This is a genomic window from Rhizobium mesosinicum, assembly GCF_019511345.1.
GTDB lineage: Bacteria > Pseudomonadota > Alphaproteobacteria > Rhizobiales > Rhizobiaceae > Rhizobium > Rhizobium mesosinicum.
Window position 1 is genome coordinate 153,007 of the sequence record NZ_JAEUAK010000008.1, and the last position, 19,620, is coordinate 172,626.

At 61.9% G+C, this 19,620-nt stretch carries 25 protein-coding genes; 9 read left to right on the forward strand and 16 right to left on the reverse strand.

What is annotated here, in order from left to right:
- Nucleotides 1-238: 238 nt before the first annotated feature.
- From JNB85_RS20750 to JNB85_RS20770, 5 genes are all read right to left on the reverse strand, one after another.
- Nucleotides 239-2,758: a CHC2 zinc finger domain-containing protein gene (locus JNB85_RS20750; RefSeq protein WP_220336183.1), complete on the reverse strand. Its 2,520-nt coding sequence runs from the start codon at nucleotides 2,756-2,758 to the stop codon at nucleotides 239-241.
- 95 nt (nucleotides 2,759-2,853) lie between these two features.
- Nucleotides 2,854-3,255: a hypothetical protein gene (locus tag JNB85_RS20755; protein ID WP_220336184.1), complete on the reverse strand. Its 402-nt coding sequence runs from the start codon at nucleotides 3,253-3,255 to the stop codon at nucleotides 2,854-2,856.
- A gap of 91 nt (nucleotides 3,256-3,346) precedes the next feature.
- Nucleotides 3,347-3,553, reverse strand: a complete 207-nt coding sequence (locus JNB85_RS20760; RefSeq protein WP_220336185.1) for a hypothetical protein — start codon at nucleotides 3,551-3,553, stop codon at nucleotides 3,347-3,349.
- A complete protein-coding gene (locus tag JNB85_RS20765) occupies nucleotides 3,546-3,773 on the reverse strand; it encodes a hypothetical protein (RefSeq protein WP_220336186.1) in 228 nt (75 codons plus the stop codon). Before JNB85_RS20765 ends, JNB85_RS20760 begins: the two co-directional genes overlap by 8 nt.
- Nucleotides 3,774-3,785: 12 nt before the next feature.
- The gene (locus JNB85_RS20770; RefSeq protein ID WP_220336187.1) at nucleotides 3,786-3,992 is read right to left on the reverse strand and encodes a hypothetical protein; all 207 of its coding nucleotides are present in this window, start codon (nucleotides 3,990-3,992) and stop codon (nucleotides 3,786-3,788) included.
- Nucleotides 3,993-4,057: 65 nt separating this feature from the next.
- Here JNB85_RS20770 and JNB85_RS20775 point away from each other — a divergent pair, with 65 nt between their 5' ends.
- From JNB85_RS20775 to JNB85_RS20785, 3 genes are all read left to right on the forward strand, one after another.
- A complete protein-coding gene (locus tag JNB85_RS20775; RefSeq protein WP_220336188.1) occupies nucleotides 4,058-4,696 on the forward strand; it encodes a helix-turn-helix domain-containing protein in 639 nt (212 codons plus the stop codon).
- Between the two features lie 616 nt (nucleotides 4,697-5,312).
- The gene (locus JNB85_RS20780; protein WP_220336189.1) at nucleotides 5,313-7,103 is read left to right on the forward strand and encodes a PAS domain-containing protein; all 1,791 of its coding nucleotides are present in this window, start codon (nucleotides 5,313-5,315) and stop codon (nucleotides 7,101-7,103) included.
- A gap of 333 nt (nucleotides 7,104-7,436) precedes the next feature.
- Complete coding sequence (locus JNB85_RS20785) at nucleotides 7,437-7,973, forward strand: Panacea domain-containing protein (RefSeq protein WP_220336190.1); 537 nt, start codon at nucleotides 7,437-7,439, stop codon at nucleotides 7,971-7,973.
- A gap of 850 nt (nucleotides 7,974-8,823) precedes the next feature.
- Here JNB85_RS20785 and JNB85_RS20790 read toward each other — a convergent pair.
- Nucleotides 8,824-9,357, reverse strand: a complete 534-nt coding sequence (locus JNB85_RS20790; protein ID WP_220336191.1) for a DUF1269 domain-containing protein — start codon at nucleotides 9,355-9,357, stop codon at nucleotides 8,824-8,826.
- Nucleotides 9,358-9,655: 298 nt separating this feature from the next.
- On the opposite strand from JNB85_RS20790, the gene JNB85_RS20795 reads away from it, so the two are divergent.
- The 3 genes from JNB85_RS20795 to JNB85_RS20805 all read left to right on the forward strand — a co-directional run bounded on the left by JNB85_RS20795 (nucleotide 9,656) and on the right by JNB85_RS20805 (nucleotide 11,084).
- Nucleotides 9,656-10,288: a CatB-related O-acetyltransferase gene (locus tag JNB85_RS20795; RefSeq protein ID WP_220336192.1), complete on the forward strand. Its 633-nt coding sequence runs from the start codon at nucleotides 9,656-9,658 to the stop codon at nucleotides 10,286-10,288.
- Between the two features lie 189 nt (nucleotides 10,289-10,477).
- Nucleotides 10,478-10,759: a type II toxin-antitoxin system RelB/DinJ family antitoxin gene (locus JNB85_RS20800; protein WP_220336193.1), complete on the forward strand. Its 282-nt coding sequence runs from the start codon at nucleotides 10,478-10,480 to the stop codon at nucleotides 10,757-10,759.
- Nucleotides 10,749-11,084: a type II toxin-antitoxin system YafQ family toxin gene (locus JNB85_RS20805; protein WP_220336194.1), complete on the forward strand. Its 336-nt coding sequence runs from the start codon at nucleotides 10,749-10,751 to the stop codon at nucleotides 11,082-11,084. Before JNB85_RS20800 ends, JNB85_RS20805 begins: the two co-directional genes overlap by 11 nt.
- A 21-nt stretch (nucleotides 11,085-11,105) precedes the next feature.
- Here the strand turns inward: JNB85_RS20805 and JNB85_RS20810 are convergent, their stop codons facing one another.
- The 6 genes from JNB85_RS20810 to JNB85_RS20835 all read right to left on the reverse strand — a co-directional run bounded on the left by JNB85_RS20810 (nucleotide 11,106) and on the right by JNB85_RS20835 (nucleotide 14,030).
- Nucleotides 11,106-11,915 carry a transglutaminase-like domain-containing protein gene (locus tag JNB85_RS20810; protein ID WP_220336195.1) on the reverse strand — a complete coding sequence of 270 codons (810 nt, stop codon included), beginning with the start codon at nucleotides 11,913-11,915 and terminating at the stop codon, nucleotides 11,106-11,108.
- A 67-nt stretch (nucleotides 11,916-11,982) separates the two neighbouring features.
- Complete coding sequence (locus JNB85_RS20815) at nucleotides 11,983-12,882, reverse strand: transglutaminase family protein (protein WP_220336196.1); 900 nt, start codon at nucleotides 12,880-12,882, stop codon at nucleotides 11,983-11,985.
- Between the two features lie 48 nt (nucleotides 12,883-12,930).
- The gene (locus JNB85_RS20820; RefSeq protein ID WP_220336197.1) at nucleotides 12,931-13,176 is read right to left on the reverse strand and encodes a hypothetical protein; all 246 of its coding nucleotides are present in this window, start codon (nucleotides 13,174-13,176) and stop codon (nucleotides 12,931-12,933) included.
- A 95-nt stretch (nucleotides 13,177-13,271) separates the two neighbouring features.
- Nucleotides 13,272-13,454, reverse strand: a complete 183-nt coding sequence (locus tag JNB85_RS20825; protein WP_220336198.1) for a hypothetical protein — start codon at nucleotides 13,452-13,454, stop codon at nucleotides 13,272-13,274.
- A gap of 60 nt (nucleotides 13,455-13,514) precedes the next feature.
- Nucleotides 13,515-13,655, reverse strand: a complete 141-nt coding sequence (locus JNB85_RS20830; RefSeq protein ID WP_220336199.1) for a hypothetical protein — start codon at nucleotides 13,653-13,655, stop codon at nucleotides 13,515-13,517.
- 78 nt (nucleotides 13,656-13,733) lie between these two features.
- Nucleotides 13,734-14,030 carry a hypothetical protein gene (locus tag JNB85_RS20835; RefSeq protein ID WP_220336200.1) on the reverse strand — a complete coding sequence of 99 codons (297 nt, stop codon included), beginning with the start codon at nucleotides 14,028-14,030 and terminating at the stop codon, nucleotides 13,734-13,736.
- A 234-nt stretch (nucleotides 14,031-14,264) separates the two neighbouring features.
- On the opposite strand from JNB85_RS20835, the gene JNB85_RS20840 reads away from it, so the two are divergent.
- Both JNB85_RS20840 and JNB85_RS20845 read left to right on the forward strand, forming a co-directional pair.
- Complete coding sequence (locus JNB85_RS20840; RefSeq protein WP_220336201.1) at nucleotides 14,265-14,888, forward strand: LysE family translocator; 624 nt, start codon at nucleotides 14,265-14,267, stop codon at nucleotides 14,886-14,888.
- A 50-nt stretch (nucleotides 14,889-14,938) separates the two neighbouring features.
- Nucleotides 14,939-15,751, forward strand: a complete 813-nt coding sequence (locus JNB85_RS20845; protein WP_220336202.1) for a phosphate/phosphite/phosphonate ABC transporter substrate-binding protein — start codon at nucleotides 14,939-14,941, stop codon at nucleotides 15,749-15,751.
- Nucleotides 15,752-15,800: 49 nt separating this feature from the next.
- Here JNB85_RS20845 and JNB85_RS20850 read toward each other — a convergent pair whose 3' ends face one another.
- Nucleotides 15,801-16,184 (reverse strand): limonene-1,2-epoxide hydrolase family protein, encoded by a 384-nt coding sequence (locus JNB85_RS20850; RefSeq protein WP_220336203.1) that lies wholly within the window; start codon nucleotides 16,182-16,184, stop codon nucleotides 15,801-15,803.
- Nucleotides 16,185-16,196: 12 nt separating this feature from the next.
- A complete protein-coding gene (locus tag JNB85_RS20855) occupies nucleotides 16,197-16,796 on the reverse strand; it encodes an NADPH-dependent F420 reductase (RefSeq protein ID WP_220336204.1) in 600 nt (199 codons plus the stop codon).
- Nucleotides 16,797-16,936: 140 nt separating this feature from the next.
- On the opposite strand from JNB85_RS20855, the gene JNB85_RS20860 reads away from it, so the two are divergent.
- A complete protein-coding gene (locus tag JNB85_RS20860) occupies nucleotides 16,937-17,866 on the forward strand; it encodes a LysR family transcriptional regulator (protein WP_220336205.1) in 930 nt (309 codons plus the stop codon).
- Here the strand turns inward: JNB85_RS20860 and JNB85_RS20865 are convergent.
- Nucleotides 17,863-18,138 carry a hypothetical protein gene (locus tag JNB85_RS20865; RefSeq protein WP_220336206.1) on the reverse strand — a complete coding sequence of 92 codons (276 nt, stop codon included), beginning with the start codon at nucleotides 18,136-18,138 and terminating at the stop codon, nucleotides 17,863-17,865. The two genes, JNB85_RS20860 and JNB85_RS20865, sit on opposite strands and share 4 nt — an antisense overlap.
- 45 nt (nucleotides 18,139-18,183) lie before the next feature.
- Nucleotides 18,184-19,410 carry an HlyD family secretion protein gene (locus JNB85_RS20870; RefSeq protein WP_220336207.1) on the reverse strand — a complete coding sequence of 409 codons (1,227 nt, stop codon included), beginning with the start codon at nucleotides 19,408-19,410 and terminating at the stop codon, nucleotides 18,184-18,186.
- Nucleotides 19,411-19,620: the final 210 nt, after the last annotated feature.

Genomic DNA, 19,620 nt, shown 5'->3' on the forward strand with positions numbered 1-19,620 from the left:
CGACAAGATCGGACGGCAACAGTTGTGCCTGTTGCACGGCTAGAGGGCCGCCGCCTCCGCTACAGGAAGAACGGAGTGGGGCGCGGCGGCCGGCTTTTGAAGGCCGGTACTAAAACCATAATCCTGGGAGATCGTTCCACGATGAAACCTAATCAAAAAGGGCTATGGTGCAGACAATCAGCCCAAGGCAGCCGCAGGGGCGGCTCATACCGCGTCCTGCGCCTTCCGTGCCCGCGTCTCAGAACACATCGGCGTAGCTGGCTGCGGCGCTCATCGCGCTTTCCTTCAGCCTCACGCCTTGCGCCACCATGCCGTTCGCAAACCGCACGAGGTGCACATCGGGCATGGATTTCAGGCGCTGGGAGAAGGTGTTGACGGGCGGCAGGAAGCTTTCGCGATAGCCCTGTTCGATCGCCCATTTACGGAAGTCCTCGAAGAGTTTTACGGTGCGCAGCCAGCCTCCTGCGGGCTCGTTCGATGTGGGCTCGATGCGGATATCGAACCATTCGTTGAGCGGATCGAGCAGCAGCCAGGCGTTCAGCGCCTCCTTCGAGCTTTCGGGGATGGTGTAGTGGCCGTTGCGCTTCAGCCGCCGGGCGCCTGCTACGGCAAAGCCGAGCAGCAGTTCCAGCTCTTCCTTCGCGATACGCTCGGCGATATCGGGGATGACCTCGTGTTCGGGAATGCTGCGGTTGAACTGGATGACGACGAGGCGGCGGCGGAGCCCGCGGTCTATGCCACCGTTGAACCGCGGCAGCGTGTTGGTTGTGAAGCAATGGAGTGCGCGGGGGATGAAGCTCTCGACATCCTTGTAAAGTCTGCGGCCTTCGATCGGGTTGCCGGTCACGGCCGCCTTGAACTCCTCGCCTGATATGGCCGCCGCGCTCAACTCGTCTGCAACGTTTGCCGCCTTGCCCGAGAGATTGATGATGCGCTTCTCATCATTGAAGAAGGCAGGCGAGATGGAGGAGACGGCGCCTTCAGGCAGGAGCGCGCGAAAGAGCGAGGCGATGGTGGATTTGCCGTTGCTGGCGGTTTCGCCGAGCAGGATGAAGGCCTTCGGCTGGCGGATGCGGGTGGCAAGACCGAAGGCGGCAGCCCCCAGCATTTCGGCCACAAGGTCGATCTTGCGGGCAGCATCCGGATCGCCCTGAAAGGCGCCGTGGAGCAGCTTGTGTAAGAGCGAGCCCTCGGGCGGAGTGTTTTCCGTGTGCAGGTTGTAATCGGCGGCGATTGTGAAGCGGAAGCGGTCATCCGGTTCATGCGGGCGGCAGATCACCTTGCCGGTCTCATCCAGCGTAATGGTGCAGTTCAGCGCGTTGACGCCGATGGCGGGATTGCGAAAGAAACCGGCATCGGCAGTGCGGGTGCCGAACTCGTTGAGGATGCCGTCGATCATGTGCCTGCCGAGCTTCAGCGGCTTTTCCTTCGGACCGATGCCGATGGCATCGAAGGCATGTATGGCAAGGCGGAGTTTCTGTTCGGGGATAGGGCGCCAGGCGGAGGGGCCATAGGCCCAGAACTTGCCGTCGGCGCGAACAATCCGCCCTCCGCAGGCTTCCGCCAGGTGCTCGTCGAAGATGCGCGCCAGCCAGACTTCGGAACCGAAGGGCTGGCTCGGAAACCATTCCGGCATGCGGTCTATGCCGTCGGCGCCGGTCGGCGGCGCTTTCGGTGCCTGCGGGTGCTGCTCTTCCGCTGCCGGCGGCGGTTCGACCGGGGCGGGCATGTGGCGGCGGATGGTGGCGCGCATGAAGGCATCGAGCTCGAGGCGCGTCCAGCCGGCATCGACGGCATCGGCACTATCCCAGCTGCGGCCGGGAAGGCGGCCCGCCTGCCAGTCGGAATAGGCGAAGTGCGCGATATCCGAGGCGGCCTTCGCATCGGCAAGACCCGTCAGCCGGACGCGGGCGCCGAGGCCTGCGAGGATGGCGGCGATCTCCTCTGCCGTCGAAAGGCCAGGCGCATCGAAATCCGGCCAGATCACCACATCGCGGCCCGATAGCGGCGACCAGTCGGTGTGTTTGACGCCCTGCGTGCCGCCGGCCCAGGAGAGCACGATACGGCCCGTTTTCGCAGCCAGCCGGTCGCGGCATTTCTCGCCCTCGACGACGATCACCTGCTTCGTCATGCCGAGCGTTTCGACGCCATAGAGCGGGCGCGGCTTGGGAAAGGGATAGCGGCACCAGGTCTCCTTGCCGTCGGGCAGGCGGGCGAACATGACCATCGGCGTTTCCTTAGCCCCATCGGGGAGGTCATGGCGCAGCACATAGCCGATCAGCGCGCCATCGGCCTGCCGATAGGGAAAAACCATGGAGGGAGAAAATGAGCCCCATTCGGAGCGATCGCCCTTGCGCTTCGGGTTGTAGAGGCGGATGCGGACGCCCGGCTTGACCGCCTCGGACGGAGGCGCAAGCGGTGTGATGCCGTCATAAGGGTCGCGCCCCTGCGGCGCGCGCGGGGTTAGGTTCGGCCTGATATGATCGCTGCCATCGAGGATACGGATGGCTTCCGCAAGATCCACACTCCTGATCTGCTGCACGAAATCCAGCACATCGCCGCCGGCGCCGCAGCCGAAGCAATGGAAGCGCTCGATGCCATCCTGTCCTCTGAAGACGGTGAAGGACGGGGTCTCCTCGGCGTGGAAGGGGCAGCAGGCGACATGCTCATGCCCGTTCCTCTTGAGCCTGCAGCCATAGCGCGCCGCCGTCTCGGACAGCGACACGTCGCGGCGAAGCCGTTCGACATCTGAAGGCATGTTGCGGCTCTTGCAAGGAATGTTGTTGTAATCGCAACACGGCCGGCGCGGAACGGGCGGCGGCCGTGGTCATTTCACCTATTCGTGCCGGGGATTCAGCGGGATGCGGCGGCGGGAAACTTGCCTTCCAGCACCAGCCGGTAGCCGCGGCGATAGCCGACAGTGGCAATGCCGATACCGGAGCCTTCGAGCTTCTGACGCATGTGGCAAAGCGCAACCTTGAAGGCGAGATACATCTTGTCCGGTGAGGGGCCGCCATCGGGATCGTCGATATACATGGCGGTGAAGATGCGCTCGGTGACGACGGGCAGGCCCTTGCCCTTCCAGACCGCCTGGAAGATGCGGCCTTCCATCGGCGTCAGGCCATAGCGATCGATGACGATCTCCGGCTGCGGCGTGGTGACCGGCTGCTTGCAGCAGGGGCAGAGCAGGGGCTTGGTGATGGTGAGCGGGGCGGGCGCGGGCGCTGTGGGCGGGCGTGTGGTGATCGTCTGCATATCGGTCCTCACTGGATCTAAGAATTCTGGTGACAATGCGAATTGACTTGGCGAACTGGTTTTCCGATTGGTTTTCCGGCGGGGCCGATGCCTATTGAGGCGCCATCGCGCGGATGCGGTCTTCGAAGAGGGCAAGGCGTCGCAGCCGGTTGGCGAGATGCACGAGGTCGTCGAGGGTCTCGCTATCGATGAAGAGCAGCGTCTCGCCGGCCGCAGCCCCGTCGCGCATGACGCAGCGCCCGATCAGTGTGTCGATCAGATCCGATTGCGCCAGCATGGAAAGCGGCTCCTTACGCATCCTCCTCCTCCGGCGTCATGTCCGAGGGGGCAAGCGTTACGCCGCGGCGTCTCGCGGCCTGCAAGAGCAGCAGCTGGTCGCGGCCGTTGATGAGACCGTGTTCGTCCCTGAGCGCCCTGCAGATCTTGGAGCGATGACGCTGGAGTTCGGCTGCGAGCCTGGAAGGCGGCAGCGCAAATTTGGCGGCGACTTTCTGCCAGGGCGTCTTCGCCTTAGCCATGCTGATCCTCCCTCATCTGATGCGGCTCTCGTTGTTGAAGTTGAGATTATGTTGTCGAAATCGCAACGTCAATCCGATATAGGAAAAAATACCTATCTTTTGTGTTTCGGCAGCGGAGAGGGCATTTTTCCGGCCGAAATTCAGGCGATGATGCAACTTGAACAGATCAACCATGTCAAAGGTTGAGGCTAAAAAGCCCGGTCCGGTTGCTTGCGCCACGTTGCGGTTTTTGCAACAAATAAGCAACGTTGCATATGTGCATGGGGCGCTGATGGGGGAACTCGATGGCTGAAATCGATGGCGAGTGGTTTCACAACCAGCTTGACGGCAGGGGGCAATCGCTGCGCGCGCTCGCCCGCCATCTCGGCAAGGATGCCTCCGCCGTCTCCCGCACCTTCTCGGGCAAGCGCCGCATGACGATGGAGGAGGCGGTAGAGATCGCTGTCTTCCTCGGCGTATCCGTCAGCGAGGTCATACACCATGCGGGAATTGCCGGGCGTATCGGCACGACCAGCGAAGGCGAAGGGCCGGGGCAGAAGATCCTGCTCTCGGCCGTGATCGGCGACGACGGCGAAGTCCGCGCTCTTTCAGAGCCGCAGCCCCTGCCGCAGGCCGTGCTCGACAAGGCGCAGCTTTCGATCGGCGCTAGCCGCAACCGGCGGATCATCGCCGCCGAGGTGCGCGCCTCCTCCGGTCCGCTGTCGATCTGGGACGACGCGGTGCTGCTCTTTGCGCCGGCCGATGGCATCGAGCCCGGCGCAATCGGCGCGCTTTCCATCTGTGGCCTTGCCGGCGGCAGGCAGATCCTCGCCAGGCTCGACCGCGCCCGCAAGACCGGCGAGGCGAGGGTGGTGACGCCTGCCGGAAAGATCGAGGATGTGGTGCTGGTGGCGGCGACGCCGGTGCTGGCGGTGGTGCCGTAGGCGGATGACGGGTCGTTGTGGCTGGGACAATGACGCCGCTGTCTCGACTCGTCGAAAAAAGACCTCGCCCCAAACGTGACCGGGGTCGAGCCACGGCTCTCGACCCGTCCTTCGGACCCCCACAAGGGGAGGGGCTTAAACTGCCGCACCGCTTTCTAAAATCCTCGATGTCTCGGGAGATGTAAGGCGGTGCCGCGAGAGTCCATCCCCCTGTAGGCGGGGGGTTTTCACTTGCACGACCGAGGCTGTTTTGCGCCGCAACCTGGGCGCAGCTGAGCGGCGGAGGATACCGACGCGATCGATCAAGCCGATATTGAGGCTACAGAAGCCGCATGCCTTCCCCGCCTTTCCCGGCTCGGCTGACCCGATGAGTTCACGGTTCAGGCCATCCCCTATATTTGATCTCGTGCATGTCTCGCTGACGGCGATGTTGTTTCGGCATGCTTCTCTGACGGATTCACGCCCCAAACCCTCCCTTGGAAATCATCCGCCCAGCGCTAGTTTAGGCAGTAGGAATGGCCGGTCATCAGGCGCAGGCGATCGCCAGCGGATGCATCTGTATTTGCCGATGCGCTTGCGAGGGGTGAGGACAGGAGCGGTCTCGAAGGCGGGTTGGATGGGCACCGAGTCACATGGCTACGGTCGGGCGGAAATGGCGGGGAGCGATAGCGAACATCACTACCGAATTCTCTTCGATTCCATCGACGACGGGTTGTGCACCATCGAGGTGCTGTTCGATGGCAAAGGCGGGGTGCGTGACTGTCGTTTCCTGCTGACCAACCCGGCCTTCGAGCGGCAGACGGGGCTGACCGCGATCGCCGGGCGGACGATGCGGGAGGTTGCGCCGAGCCATGAGGGATGGTTCGATATTTATGGCAAGGTGGCGCTGACGGGCGAGCCTGCTCGCTTCGAGCATCGGGCGGATGGGCCCGGCGGGCGCTGGTGCGAGGTCCATGCTTTCCGCCTCGGCGCGGCCGAAGAGCGGCAGGTCGCCATCATCATTCGCGACATCGAGGACAGGAAGCAGGCGGAAGCGAGCTTGCGCGAAAGCGAGGCGCAATATCGGGCACTGTTCGATTGCGTCGACGAGGGCGCCTGCATCATCGAGCGGCTGCCTGTCCGGGCCGATGGGCTGCGCGACTATCGCTATATCGCCATGAACAAGGCGATGCAGGCGATGTTCGGTATCGCCGATCTCAGCGGCCGCACGATCCGCGAATTCTTCCCCGATGAGGTGGAGGACTGGTACGACGATTATGACCGGGTGCTGGAGACCGGCGAGCCCATCCGCTTCGAGCGGGAGTCCGAGCCGCAGGAGATGGTGCTGGAAATGTTCGTCTCCCGCCTCAGCCAGAAGCCGCCGCGGCTGCTTGCCGTGATGCAGGACATCACCGAGCGGCGGCGGGCGGAGGAGGCGGTGCGCCGCAGCGAGGAGCGTATGCGCGCGCTGATCAATGCCACTTCCGATGCCGTGTATCGCATGAGCGCGGACTGGCAGGAGATGCGCCAGCTCGACGGCCGCGGCTCCGATGTCGAGGGGCCGACGGTGCGCTGGATCGAGGACTATGTCTTTCCCGAGGATCGGGCGCGCATCCGCCTGGCGGTTGCGCATGCCATTCGAGAGCGGCGGCCCTTTGAGCTCGAACACCGCGTGCGCCGGGCCGATGGCAAAGAGGGCTGGACCTTTTCGCGCGCCATCCCGATCTTCGATGCGAAGGGCGAGATCGCCGAATGGTTCGGCATGGCGACCGACGTGACCGAACGGGTACGCGCCCGCGAGCGCCAGCAGATCCTGAACCGCGAACTCGGCCATCGGCTGAAAAACGTTCTCAGCCTCGTGCAATCGATCGCCAACCAGACCTTTCGCCAGGCCGACAATCTCACAGAGGCGGCAGAGACCTACAGCGCGCGCCTCGTCTCGCTCGGGCGCGCGACCGATATCCTGACGGAGACCGCCTGGGCGGACGCGGGCCTGCACAACATCGTGCAGGCCGGGCTGATCCCGGTCGGCGATTTCAGCGACCGCATCCGCATTTCAGGCCCCGATCTCGACCTTGCCCCGCAACAGGCGTTGATGATGACGCTGACGCTGCATGAGCTTGCGACCAACAGCTTGAAATATGGAGCGCTGAGCAGTGAGGCGGGGATGGTGGAAGTGACCTGGGACATTGGCCGCGATGCCGAAGGAGAGCCGCAATTCACCTTCCGGTGGCGGGAAAGCGGCGGACCGGAGACCAGCCCACCGGTACGGGAGGGGTTTGGCGCGCGGATGATCGGAAAGCTGCTGCCGGCTTCGTTTCAGGGGAAGGCGGAGATGCGGTATGAGGCGGCGGGGTTCGAGTTTCGGCTGGAGGCGCCGTTGGGGGAGGCGATTAGGGTGAGGGCCTCGATCGGCTGCGTTGAGTGATTGTATATTCGACAAACTCAACTGAGCAAGCGGCAACAAACTCAAGGAGCGGACGACTTCACGTACATTCAAAGCCGTAAAGATTGAAGAAACCTATGTCGGTCGCCTCCGTGGCCTGCCTACGAATATGGTCCTATGGAATATTTTGGCGAGGAGAAAGTCTATGAAATCACCAACACCGTCCTAGCGACGCATTGCGTCTAGCATTAACAATCCGGGAGCGCGATAAGCCTTGATTGGTGCCCGTCGCAAGCGTTTACTATATAAGCAGCAAGCGTGAAGTAAGCTTAAGTGTGCAAACCTAGCTGGCTTGTTCCGCTCAAGAGAAAGAGAATGGCAGATAGGCCTTACGACAAAGAGCGATTAAAGCATCTAATTCACTATGTGATTTGGAAAGTCGGCGCTCGCCCGGGATTTGGTGCTACTAAACTATACAAAACTGCATGGTTCTCCGACGCCAAGTCTTTTGTCTTATTGGGTAAATCTATTACCGGCGCTCAATATCTAAGGCAGAAGTATGGTCCGATCCCAAAGTATGGAATGCAGGTACGCAGTGAGCTCACTGAAATGGGTTACATAGCTCAATCGAAAGACGCTGATGGGCATTGGCAGTTCAGGTCTCTCATACCACCAAAGAGAGAGTGGTTCTCAGCAGGCGAATTAGAGCACATCGATTATTGGGCCGATCATATCGCCAATAATCATACGGCTGCCTCCATAAGTGAGGAATCGCATGATCTTGGCTGGGAGATAGCCAAGATGAATGAGGTTCTGCCGTTTCATTCGGTTCTTGTATCCCGCATTAGGGAACCGAATGAAAGGCAAATGGAGTGGGCCAGGCGGCGCGCTAGGGAGCTTGGACTTCCCTAGTGCATCTGGTCGAGCAACCAACGGCAATGAAGCAATTGGACTCGGCGTGCGGACGTTGGTAAGGCGCCCAACTCGCTTGGGACGCCCTTACATGGGCGATACTTCACGATCCGAGTCTTGGTGACTATGTTACGGAGAGTGGGAAAACCAGAGCTGTTTACTCTCCTGGCGCTCGGTCGATTTCGCAGCCAGATTTGACTTTGCTGTTTGAAATTGATGGTGACACGCTGATTATTCACGAGGCTCTCTTTGAGGAACCAACGTACGTCCAAGCTGGAAGAGCATAGGCCCCAGATCGACAATTTCCGCGAAGCCGGCCTCCAACTTGAAACCGACAACGTCGAAAAGTGTTTTGAGGAGCGGCTGGGAAGATAGTCAGTTGCCGCCGCTCAGAAAAGCGTTAGACGCTCACGTTGCTTTTGCCGAACACCATTACGTTTGGACCAACGAAGAGCGCAAACTCTACGAACAAGCGATTACTTTGGCCCACGATTGTAAGGGCTCTGGTTTGTCGGCTTTAGCGAAATGCCCTCGCTGCTTGCCTTTGATTGAACGGATTCGGGCGTCCGTCCCAACTTAAGCCCCATAACACGAGTTGGCGTATTCTCTTTGGCAAGCTGCTTCAACTGGTTTACTTCGTCAGCGGTCCACGGCTTACCGTGGTTCTTCGGCTGTCTCGTCATGTTGAGTCTCCTATTCAAACATAGGACTCGTTACATTGCAGGTTCACGTTGATCTTAAGAATATGTAATCGATCTTACGTTGCATGACAAGAATAAGCGGGTGGTCACCGTCTCGGTGTTTGCCGGGCGCGTGTTGCGCCCGACATCGTGACTATTCTCGATCCTTCTCACGCCGCCGGCGTGGCCACCACCGGCTCCGTCGCCAGCGCTTTGCGCAGTTGCTCCTCCTGCTCCGGCGAGAGCGAGGTGCGCAGGATGGTGGCGTGTTCGCCCTTGAATTCGGCCAGCACCTTTTCGGGCTGCACTTTACGCAGCAGCAGAAAGAGGGCGGAGCTGTTGACGGGGATGGTGTCGGCGAGTTTCTTGATGAGGTCGTCGTCGATGCCGTAGTCGGTCATCGACCCCGCGAGTGCGCCGGAGCCTGCGCCGAAGGCGCCGCCGAGGACCATGCCGGCGAGCGGATTGAGGAAGAGCAGGCCGACGAGCGAGCCCCAGAGCGCGCCGGAGAGGCCGCCACTTGCGGCACCTGCTGCGGTGAGATTGACGCTCTGCTTGAGGCGCACCTTGCCCTGTGCATCGCGCACGGCGATGACGGCGTCTTCGAGATCGACGAGATATTCCTTCTCAAGCTGGACGAGCCGGTTGAGCACGGCATCCGCCTTGTCGGCGGTATCGAAACCAAGCACCACGAGTTCTGACATGGCTTTCCCTCCTGTTGAATTTACAGATGCGGCAGATAGGCGTCGGCGGCGCTCTGTCCATAAGGCGGCCGCCATTTGACGGGGCTTTTGTTCAGGCTATTGCGGGCGCGAGACTGTTGCCCCGTCTGCGGGAGTTGCTCTAGCACCGGGATGTGAGAGGGCGATGAAGGGTGGCGGGCATTGGTTGAAGGCGAGAGATTTTGGATCCTGCCGATGGATCGGCTATAGGGAATCCTGATTCTGGATTCCGTCCGGCGGCAGCACCCGCTGCCGTAAAACCCCGCGCAAAGGTCTTTCCATGCCGCTTCTCGATGCGAATTCAGTCTTTCCCATCACCTATCCCGATGGCAGGGTTTCGAAGGCGACGGTGTATCTGAAGAATGTCATCGATCATCCGCGCATGGAGATCGGCGATTACAGCTATTTCACGCATTACGGAAAGCTGGAGGAGACGGCCGAGATCCTGGCACCCTATCTCGGGCCGAGTTGCCGGGAGAGGCTGGTGATCGGCAAGTTCGTGCAGATTGCCCGCGGCAGCTATTTCATCACCAGTTCGGCCAATCACCCGATGGGCGGCATCACCACCTATCCGTTCCGCATCTTCAAGCCGGAAACCTTCGGCTACAAGGATCTGCCGGTGAAAGATACCGTCGTCGAGCATGATGTCTGGATCGGCCATGACGCCGTCATCATGCCGGGTGTCAGGATCGGCGCCGGGGCAATCGTCGCCGCTTCTTCGGTCGTCACCCGCGATGTGCCGCCCTATGCGGTCGTCGGCGGAAATCCGGCGAGCATCATTCGCATGCGCTATCCCGTCGAGGTCATCAGCGAGGTCCTCGATCTGGCCTGGTGGGATTGGCCGATCGACAAGATCGAGGCCAATCTGCCGGCGCTGGAGAGCGGCGATCTCGCGGCGCTGAAGCGGGTCTGAACGGACAGGCGATCGCCTGCAACCGCCTCGGTGCGCTGCTGCATGAAACGAGCGCTTTGCGGAGTGAGAGAGGTTTCAGCGATCAGGGCTGAAATGCTGTTCAGTGAAGCCGATCTTGACAGGGAACGTTTCTTGAAAGCGTTGCTCAATTGAGCTACATACATATCAAACTCAACAAGGAGGCTGAAGATGGCGGCAAACGCCTATGTACGTGCCCGCATCGACTCTTCGGTGAAGGATGATGCCGCCTTGGTGCTCGATAGCCTTGGACTGACCACCTCGGACATTATCCGCATCGTTCTGACCAGAATCGCCCGAGATAAAGCTCTTCCGGTCGAACTCACCCGACCGAATGCCAGGACGATCGCTGCGATGGAAGAAGCAAGAGCGATCAAGGCGGATCATGGCAAGCATTTCGAGACTGCCGAAGAGCTGATTCAGTCACTTGAGGGCAGCACGCTTGCCAAGTGACAGGAGACGAGCGAAGCCCGCTTCCACCAAGCGGGCTTCTCTGCCGCGGCAATCGAGCCATACCAAACAATTTCAGAAAGATTGGGAGCGCCTTTCGAGGTCCGGCCGTTACGACATGGTCGCGCTGAAGAAGGTCGTCGGTTTGATTGTCGACAATGACGCTCCTTTGCCGGCCGAGTTGAGGGATCACGAGCTGACGGGTGACTGGAAAGATCATCGAGAGTGTCACATCGGTGGGGACTTTCTGCTCATCTACACCCTAGACGACAAGAAGAATCTGGTCGTGTTCGTGACTGCCGGTACGCACGCCGAACTCTTTGAATGAAGCGTTCGTTTCCTCACTCCATCAGACCGGCATCTCCTCCGTAATCACCTCGAAGCGTTTGAGCGCTGCCGGGCCGAAGGCCGTCGACATGGCGACGTCGGTGGCGTCGCGGCCCGTCGCCATCAGGATGCGGCCGATGCGGGGCGTGTTGTGGCGGGCGTCGGCGGTGTACCAGCGGCCGCTGAGATAGACCTCGAACCAGGCGCTGAAATCCATCGGGTTCGGGTCTTTGGGCACGCCGATATCACCGAGATAACCGGTGCAGTACCGCGCCGGGATGTTCATGCAGCGGCAGAGCGTGATGGCGAGATGGGCGTAGTCTCGGCACACGCCCGATCGGTCGGTATAGCCGCCGAAGGCGGTGCGCAGCGGGTCGGCTTTCTGGTAGTCGAAGGCGATGCGCTTGTGGGTGAAATCGAGGATCGCCTGGACGCGCGGCCAGCCCGGCGGCTTCTTGAAGAAGGTCTTCCAGGCGAAATCGGCGAGCCTGTCGGTATCGCAATAGCGGCTGCCGAGCAGGTAGACGAGCACGTCGTCGGGCAGATCGTTGATAGCGTGCTGGAGGGCGTCTTCGGGCACGGGATCAGGCAGGCCGCTGTCATAAATCTCGAATTCGGTGGAGATGGTCGTGAGACCCGGTGGCGCCGTGATGCGGCTGCAGGTATTGCCGAAGCTGTCCGTATAGGACCAGGCCTCGATCGGCCGGTCGAAAACGAGCGCCTGTTCGGTCAGCAGATCCACGCGGCGGGAGGGATGGACGTTGAGGACCAGCAGCATCGGCGTTTCGTGTTTGCATTCATAGCCGATGTGAAAGCCTGCGCGTATCTTCATGGGGTCGTGGTTCCCTTGGTCAAATGAACGTCCTGCAGGCGAATGCACAAGTGGGCGAGGCGTTCCGTCACCCCGCCCTTGCGGCATCATATTCCTGTTCCGTGGTGACGTTGACCTGTACGCGCATGCTGTCGAAATCGCCCGATCCGCCATCATAGCTGCCTGACAGCGGGACGGCCTGGCGCGGGTCGCGGGCCACGCCGACCCGGATCAGGTCGCGGTTTCCGACAATGCCGTTGGTGGGATCGAACTCCACCCAGCCGGCACCCGGCAGATAGACCTGGCACCAGGCATGGGTCGCGCCGCCGCCGAGTGTCACCGAGCCGTCGCGATCGGGCACATAGACGTAGCCGGTGACGAAGCGGGCGGCAAAGCCGAGGGAGCGGGTCGCCTCCATCATCAGCAGCGCGAAATCGCGGCAGGTGCCGCTGCGCAGCCGCAGCGTGGTGAGAGGCGGCTGCGTGCCATGTTCGGAGCGCCTGGCATAGCTGAAGCTCTCGTGGATCGCGTAGCAGAGCGTCATCAGGATGTGGCCGGTGCGCGCCTGATGGCCCAAGGGCACGAATTGCCGCGCCCATCTGCCGACCTCGTCGCCGGGGTCGGGATAGTGCCTGACGATCGTCTGTTTGAGATCGACCGCCTCGTCCTCGTCATAGGCGAAGGGAAAGTTCAATGCCTCGGAGTCGATCGAGAGATCGAGCGGAACCTGCGCCGTATGGTCGAGGCGGATGACGGATTCGAAGCGCAGTTCGGCGGAGGCGGCGGCGAACTCGACGAGCGCGATGCAATTGCCGAAGACATCGTGAATCCAGCGGACGGATGCCGGCCGGGGAAGGATATCGAGGCTGCAGCTCAAAAGCGTCTGGTCGAAACTGTCGCGGGGGCGGAACATCAGCCGGTGCTGACCGAAATGCACCGGTTTTTTGTAATGGTAGGACGTGATGTGGCGGACGGAAAAAATCGTCATCCTGCCTCCCTATTTTCATGAGGCGGCACTGACCATGGCGCGCGCCCCTCACTTGTCTCTGCGAGAAAGCGGATAGGCGGGCGCATCGTAAAGCATGCGGATCTGCTTTTCGTCGAAGCGGGCTTCATTGACTTCCAGCACACAGCCGCGCAATTGCGAGCCGGGCATGTCTTCCATGGCAAAGCGCACGGCTTCTGCGGCGGTTTCGAAGCGCTTATAGCGGGGGGCACGGGTGCCGCGCAATGTCTTGCCGGTGTAAAGCCCGGCTTCGGTCATATAGTCGAATTCTGCCACGTGATCGTCCTTGCTCGTTCCTTGATATGGCCGATCCATTCTGGGGTCTTGCAGGTCTCCAGGCCTCACAGGTCTTCTAGGCGGGGCCGGCGGTTTCAGGATGAAACGACGGGTAAGCCCGCCCGCGTCTTCTGGCGCTCGCGGCGTTCGTCCTGCCTTGTTTCGCGCTGTCTCAAGCGCAGCCGTTTGCGAACATCCTGAAGCTTTTCGGCATCGGAGGCTTTTTCGGGCTGCGGTGCGCGGAAGAGATTTTCCGCTGCACGCTTGTCGGTGGTCATATTGCGATCCTCTCGGAGGGTGGGCGGGACGGCCGAAAGGCCGTCGCGCCGGGGCGGGCGTTATTTCTTCTTGTCGCTGCCCGTGCTGCTGCTTGCCATCTTGACCTGCGTACCGGGAGCGGCGGCAGGTGCCGCTGAGGCAGAGCGGTCTTTCTTCGGTTTGCGGGCTTCTTTGTTGCTGCGCACTTGACCCTTGGCCATGGTTTCCTCCTGGTGTGGTGATGCGGGACAGATCAGGTATTGCAGCCTGCCGCCGGCTGGCCGGCGGTCGCCGCGGTATCAAAGGGGCAGGGGTCTGATGCCGGAACGCTTGTCCAGAGAAGCTGCCAATGTGGAAAGACGCAACTGCCCCAGGGAATGGACAGGCCGTGCGTTTGTTCCCCGCCCGGCCTGCGGCCCGTGGCTGAAATCGGGAAAAGCGGCGAAACTTCCGACGGCTTCGAAACGATCACGCTGCTGCCGGGCGGCGTCTTCGGCACGATTGAGAATACCGAGCGCCACATTCTCGCGGTAGGCGAATGCGCCGGTTCGGATGAGATTGCGCGACAGACTTGACGGATAAAAGTCGGAAGACATCGCGTCCTCCTTTCGTTGGGGCCAGGGCTAACGCCCGAACCGGCAGCGCCCTTGAAGTGGCTGCCGATGTTCGAATGCTGCGCCTATTCCGTGCTTTACGCAAGGGCGTTCTCGCAGGATAGGTTTCCCGGCGGCTGTCGCAGCGCAAACTTTTCGAATATTGTGGCGATGGCCAGAGCCGTTAATCTGACCGCGCCTATTTCAGTCATGGAAATCGAAGGTGGGACATCAAGGATGAGTATCGCCGTTTTGACGACCTATATTCTCGTCGTGCTCGGGCTGATGGTGATTCCAGGGCCGGCGACGCTTTTGGTTCTCGCCCGATCGGTCAGCGGCGGCAGGCGGGCCGGCATTGCAACGGGGCTCGGCATCGGGGTCGGCGATCTCATCCATTCCACCATGGCGACCTTCGGCCTTTCGGCTTTGCTCGCCACTTCGGCGCTCGCCTTCGAGGTGGTCAAATACATCGGCGTGGCCTATCTCATCTATCTCGGATACCGGGCCTTCATCGAAAAGCCCGGCAATCTCGATATGGCGGCTGCGCCTGAGATCAGCCCCGGCAAGGCTTTCCGGCAGGGGATATTCACGGAGATCCTGAACCCGAAGACGGCGCTCTTCTTCCTCGCCTTCCTGCCGCAATTCGTCCATCCCGAGAGCGGATCGGTGATCGGGCAATTCGCGCTGCTCGGCATCATCTTCGTGGCGCTCAGCATCTGCGTGACCTCGGCGCTTGCGATCGGTGCCGGCTCGGTGCGCGGCTGGCTCAACAGGAACAGGACGATCGGCCGCTGGCAGGGCAAGGTGATCGGCTCGATCTACATGGCGCTTGGTGTAAGGCTGGCGTTTCAGCAGCAATGAGTGCTGTGCAATTGGGTTCCCTGCAGGCCGCGACAGAGGCGGGAAGCGCCGTGTTTCTCGCAAGTATGGCGATGTATGTCAGTCCGCCGCCGCTTGCGGCTGCCAGCGGCGAGTTCTGGGCATTTCTTCGCAAGGAGTTGGCAGCGGCAGGGCTTGCAGGTTTGCCGGAAGCTCTGGATAGCGACATTGCTCATGACGAAGCCTGGCTTCGGCCCAATCTCCTGCTCTCGCAGGCCTGCGGCTATCCCTATGTGAAGACCTTGCGGGGCAGGGTGCGGCTGGTGGCAACGCCGGTTTATTCCCATCCCGGCTGCGACGGACCGTTGATGCGCAGCTTCATCATCGTCAGCAGGACGAACGTGGCCGGATCGCTGGCGGATCTGCGCGGCAGCATTGCGGCCATCAACAGTCCCGACAGCAATTCCGGCAGCAATCTCTTCCGGGCATCCGTGGCGCCGCTTGCCGAAAATGGCCGGTTCTTCGCCGGCGTCATCGAGACCGGCAGCCATGGGGCGAGCATCGATGCGGTCTCGCAGGGAAGGGCGGATTGCGCGGCGATCGACTGCATCACCTTCGGGAATATCCAGCGTTTCGATCCGCAGCGGCTTCGCGGCGTGCGCGTCCTTGCCGAGACCGTTTCCGGGCCGGGATTGCCCTTCATCACGGCGGGAGATGCTTCGGACGAGCAGGTGACGCTGCTGCGGCAGGCACTTGCCGCCGCCATTGCAGAGCCCTCGCTCGCAGCCGTGCGGGACACGCTGGGGCTTGTCCGCTTCGAAGTGCTTTCCGACGAGGATTACGAACCGCTGCTGAAGCTCGCGGACGAGGCGATTGCCGGCGGCTACAGCGAATTCGGAGCATAGATGTGAAACACCTCCCGCGAGCCGTGTCAGGTGCGGATGGCCGCTGCCGTTACTGTCTGATCGCAGCCAGCTGCCGTTCGAAGCTGGCGAGATCGAAATAGTCGCGCCAGACGGTGATTTTGCCACTCTCCACCGTGATCGTGCCCATGACTGGCAGGGTGATCCGGCTGCCGCTTTCATGGGTGAAGATATCTATGCGCTCGTTCAGCACGACATTGCCTGATGCGGCGATTTCCGTGACCTGCCAGTCCACCTTGAAGGCGGTGCCGATGCCGAAATCGGCGTGGAATTTGCGGACGTTTTGGCGGCCCACGATATCGGGCAGGGGCACGTTGTCGTAGAGCACGTCGTCCGAGAGCATGGCCAGCGCCTCCTCGATGCGGTTGGCGCTCCAATGGGCGAAGAAGGTTTTTGCGGTTTCGAGAGGTGACATGCTGCTTCTCCGTCAGCCGAACTTGACGAGGTTCAGGGCCGGCAGCGGGCCACCGGGGAATTGCGTCAGGGCCGCACCCACCTTGAGCAAGCCGAGGTCGACGCCGGTAAAGCCAAGGCGGGCGATGAGATCGGCGACTTCGGCCTTCGCTTGGGCATCGTCGCCCGAATAGAACAGTAGGCGGCTGCCGCCTTCGGCATGCGGGTCGGCCGAGACGAGATTGGCGAACAGGTGGTTGAAGGCCTTCACCAGGCGGGCGCCTGGCACAAGATCGGCGACGATTTCGCTGGAGAGGCGGCCGTTAAGTTCGGCCGGCTTGAAGAGCGGCGCCTCGATCGGGTTATTGGCATCGATGACGATGCGGCCGGCCCAATCCGGCAGGCCGGCAAGGGCGGAAGGCAGCTTCGACCAAGGCACGGCGACGAGGACAATATCGGCCTTTGCCGCCTCTTCGATGGTGCCGGCGGTGATATGCGGGGCGAGTTCGGCGGTCAGCTCGGCCAGCGTTTCCGGACCGCGGCTGTTGGCGATGGTGGCGGCGATGCCGTTGCGGGCAAGAGCGCGGGCGAAGGCGGAACCGATATTGCCGGCGCCGATGATGCCGATGGACATGGGAGGTTTTCCTTTCTGGATGGCGTGTTGGTTTCGATGCAGCCAATATCGCACCGTCATTCCCCTTTGATTAGACAGGAGTTGCTGCTATCAGTTTCAAGTCTTCCTTGAAGGTGATTGGCGATGGCGAGGCTTCTGAGATGGAGAGTTTGGCAAATCTGGAATCCTTCGTGCGCAGCGCCGAGCTTGGCGGCTTTTCGGCGGCCGCCAGACGCCTCGGCCTCACGCCGGCGGCGGTCAGCCGCAATGTGGCGGCGCTCGAAGCCAATCTGAGACTTCGGCTCTTTCATCGCAGCACGCGCAGCCTGACGCTGACGGAGGCGGGCGAGCGCTTTCTTCTCTCCGTGCGCGATCATCTCGAAGGGCTGCAGGGGGCGATTGCCGAAATCTCCGAGGAGCAGGCGGAGCCGGCGGGCGTGCTGAAGGTCAGCCTGCCGCCGGGTTTAGGCACGGGCTATATCCTGCCGATGCTGCCTGATTTCATGAAACGCTATCCGCTGGTGCGGCCGGAATGGATGTTCGAGAATCGGCAGGTGGATCTGATCGGGGAGGGTTACGATGCGGCGATCGGCGGCGGCTTCGAGCTTGCCTCGGGCGTTGTGGCGCGGCCTCTTGCGCCGGCTCATCTCGTGGCGGTGGCGTCACCCGCCTATATGCAGGGCCGCGTGCCGCCGGTCGATCCGGCCGGGCTCGCAGGGCTCGACGGCATCGTCCTGAAGTCGATCAATACCGGGCGCATCCCGCTGCGGCAGATGCGTAACGCCGCGGGAGAGGAACAGCCTGTCGATCTCGCGCCAAAGATTGTCGTCAACGATCCGGCTGCCATGCGCGGTGCCGCCCTTCTCGGTCTCGGCGTCACGCTGATCTCGAAACCCGATGCGCTGCCTTATCTCGACAGCGGCGAACTGATCCGGCTCGTGCCCTCCTGGTATGTCGATATAGGGCCGATCTCGATCTATTACGCCAATAAGACGCTGCTGCCGCTGAAGACGCGGGTGTTCGTCGATTTCGTCATCGAGGCTTTTCAGGGGCAGCGGCTGGCCGAACGCTTTGCCGGCAGTATCGGCTAAGGCGTGTCGGGCCGGTAGCCGAGCACGAAGGCGATGACTTTCTGCGACGACATTTCGCAGGGTTTCAGGGTGCTGCCGCTGGTCTCCAGCAGGTAGAGGTTGAAGCTGACGATATCGGTGCCGGCGAGATCTTCGGCATAGAGCCAGATGCGCTTGCCATCGGCCGAGCGCTTGACGGTCGCGCCCCAGCGGCCGGCCTCGAAGCTGCCTTCACTGTAGCCTTCTGGGATGAGGGCGAGTGCGCGGGTGAAGTTGTCGTTTGCGGCGCTCATCTCGGCCGATCTACTGGAAACCAGGCTCGTCTTCCTCTATGCCCTTCAATGCCCCGTCAGCACCAGCGTCTGAACCGGCAGCAACAGCGCCTGCATACGCAGGATCATGGCGTGCACCACGCCGACCGCATCGATGACATGCAGGCCGATCCACTTGAAGGTGCCGATACCGGGATCGGCGAGCGCATCGTGGTTGTTGGTATAGGCGTTGGCGATGCAGCTGCCGCCGGGCGGCACGTCATCGAGGCCGCCGGGGAAGAGGGGCTGCAGGAAGACCGTCAGCGTGCCGGGTTTTGCCAGTTGCGTGACGTCGACCAGCTGATCTGTAGGGCGTAGCTGGCCGGCGGCGATGACATCCTGCACCTCGGTGACGACGAGCGGGATGATGGTGAAGGGTTTGCCGACACAGGTGGCCTCGGCCACCATGCCGGGCTTCATGACCTGCGCCTCGATCTGGCCGAAACCGGCAACCAGCGTGCCGCGGCCGGCCTCTTCCGGAACGAGGATGCCGGCCGGACGCAGCATGGCGTTCAGCACGTCGCCGCGCCGCAGCGTGAACTGCTGGACGGTGCCGCTGACGCCGGCCTTGACGACTGTCTTGTCAAGCTCGACCTGGGCCTGCGCCAGGGCCGCCTCGGCGCTCGCTTTCTTTGCCGGCAGGAGGACGTTGAGTTTCGTCTGCAGCGTTTCCTTGTTGGCGTAGGCGGCGCTGACCATGCCGCGCTGGCTTTCGACCGTATTGGTGAGCCGGTCCACCTCGCGGCGGGCAACGGCGTCGTTCTTCAGAAGCTGGGTCTTCATCTGCAGTTCGTCGATCGAGACCTGCAGGGCGCCTTCGGCCTGGCGGATCACCCCGTCGGCACTGGCAAGCTCGCTTTCGGCCACCTTGGTTTCGGCATCGACCTCGGCAATCTGTTTATGCGCCACATCAAGGGCCGCCTTCTGGGCGGAATCGTCGAGGCGGAAGAGCGGCGCGCCGGCCGCGACCTTCTGATTGACGCCGACATAGACCTCGTCGACCCGTCCGATGGCTTCCGGCAGTATGGTGACGGTGCGGAAGACGGCAGTGACGCTCTTCGTGGAGGGGTGGAAATAGAAGATCATGGTGATGAGCGAGATGGTGAGCAGCAGACAGGCGGTTATGCCCCAGCGCAACTCGTACCACATGCTGTAGAGCGTGATTTCGCGGCCGATGCGCTTGTCCTGGACGTAGCGCCGGTAGAGATAGTCGGGGAGGATGGTCAGCATCGAGCAGAGCGTGAGTTCGAGCATGTCAGATCTCCTCCCCCCGCGGACCGGTCTTGAGGGCCGGCTGGGTCGTCTGCGCGCCGGGCTCCTGGCCATCATGCAGCAGATTTGCCGGGCGGGGCGGCTGCGGATGCGTAGCGGCGGCCGGCACCGGCGCGATCGGCGCGCCTTTGACCGGGGCATTGGCGGCTGGGGCATTGGTGGCTGGGATCGCGATCACCGGCGCACCGGCCG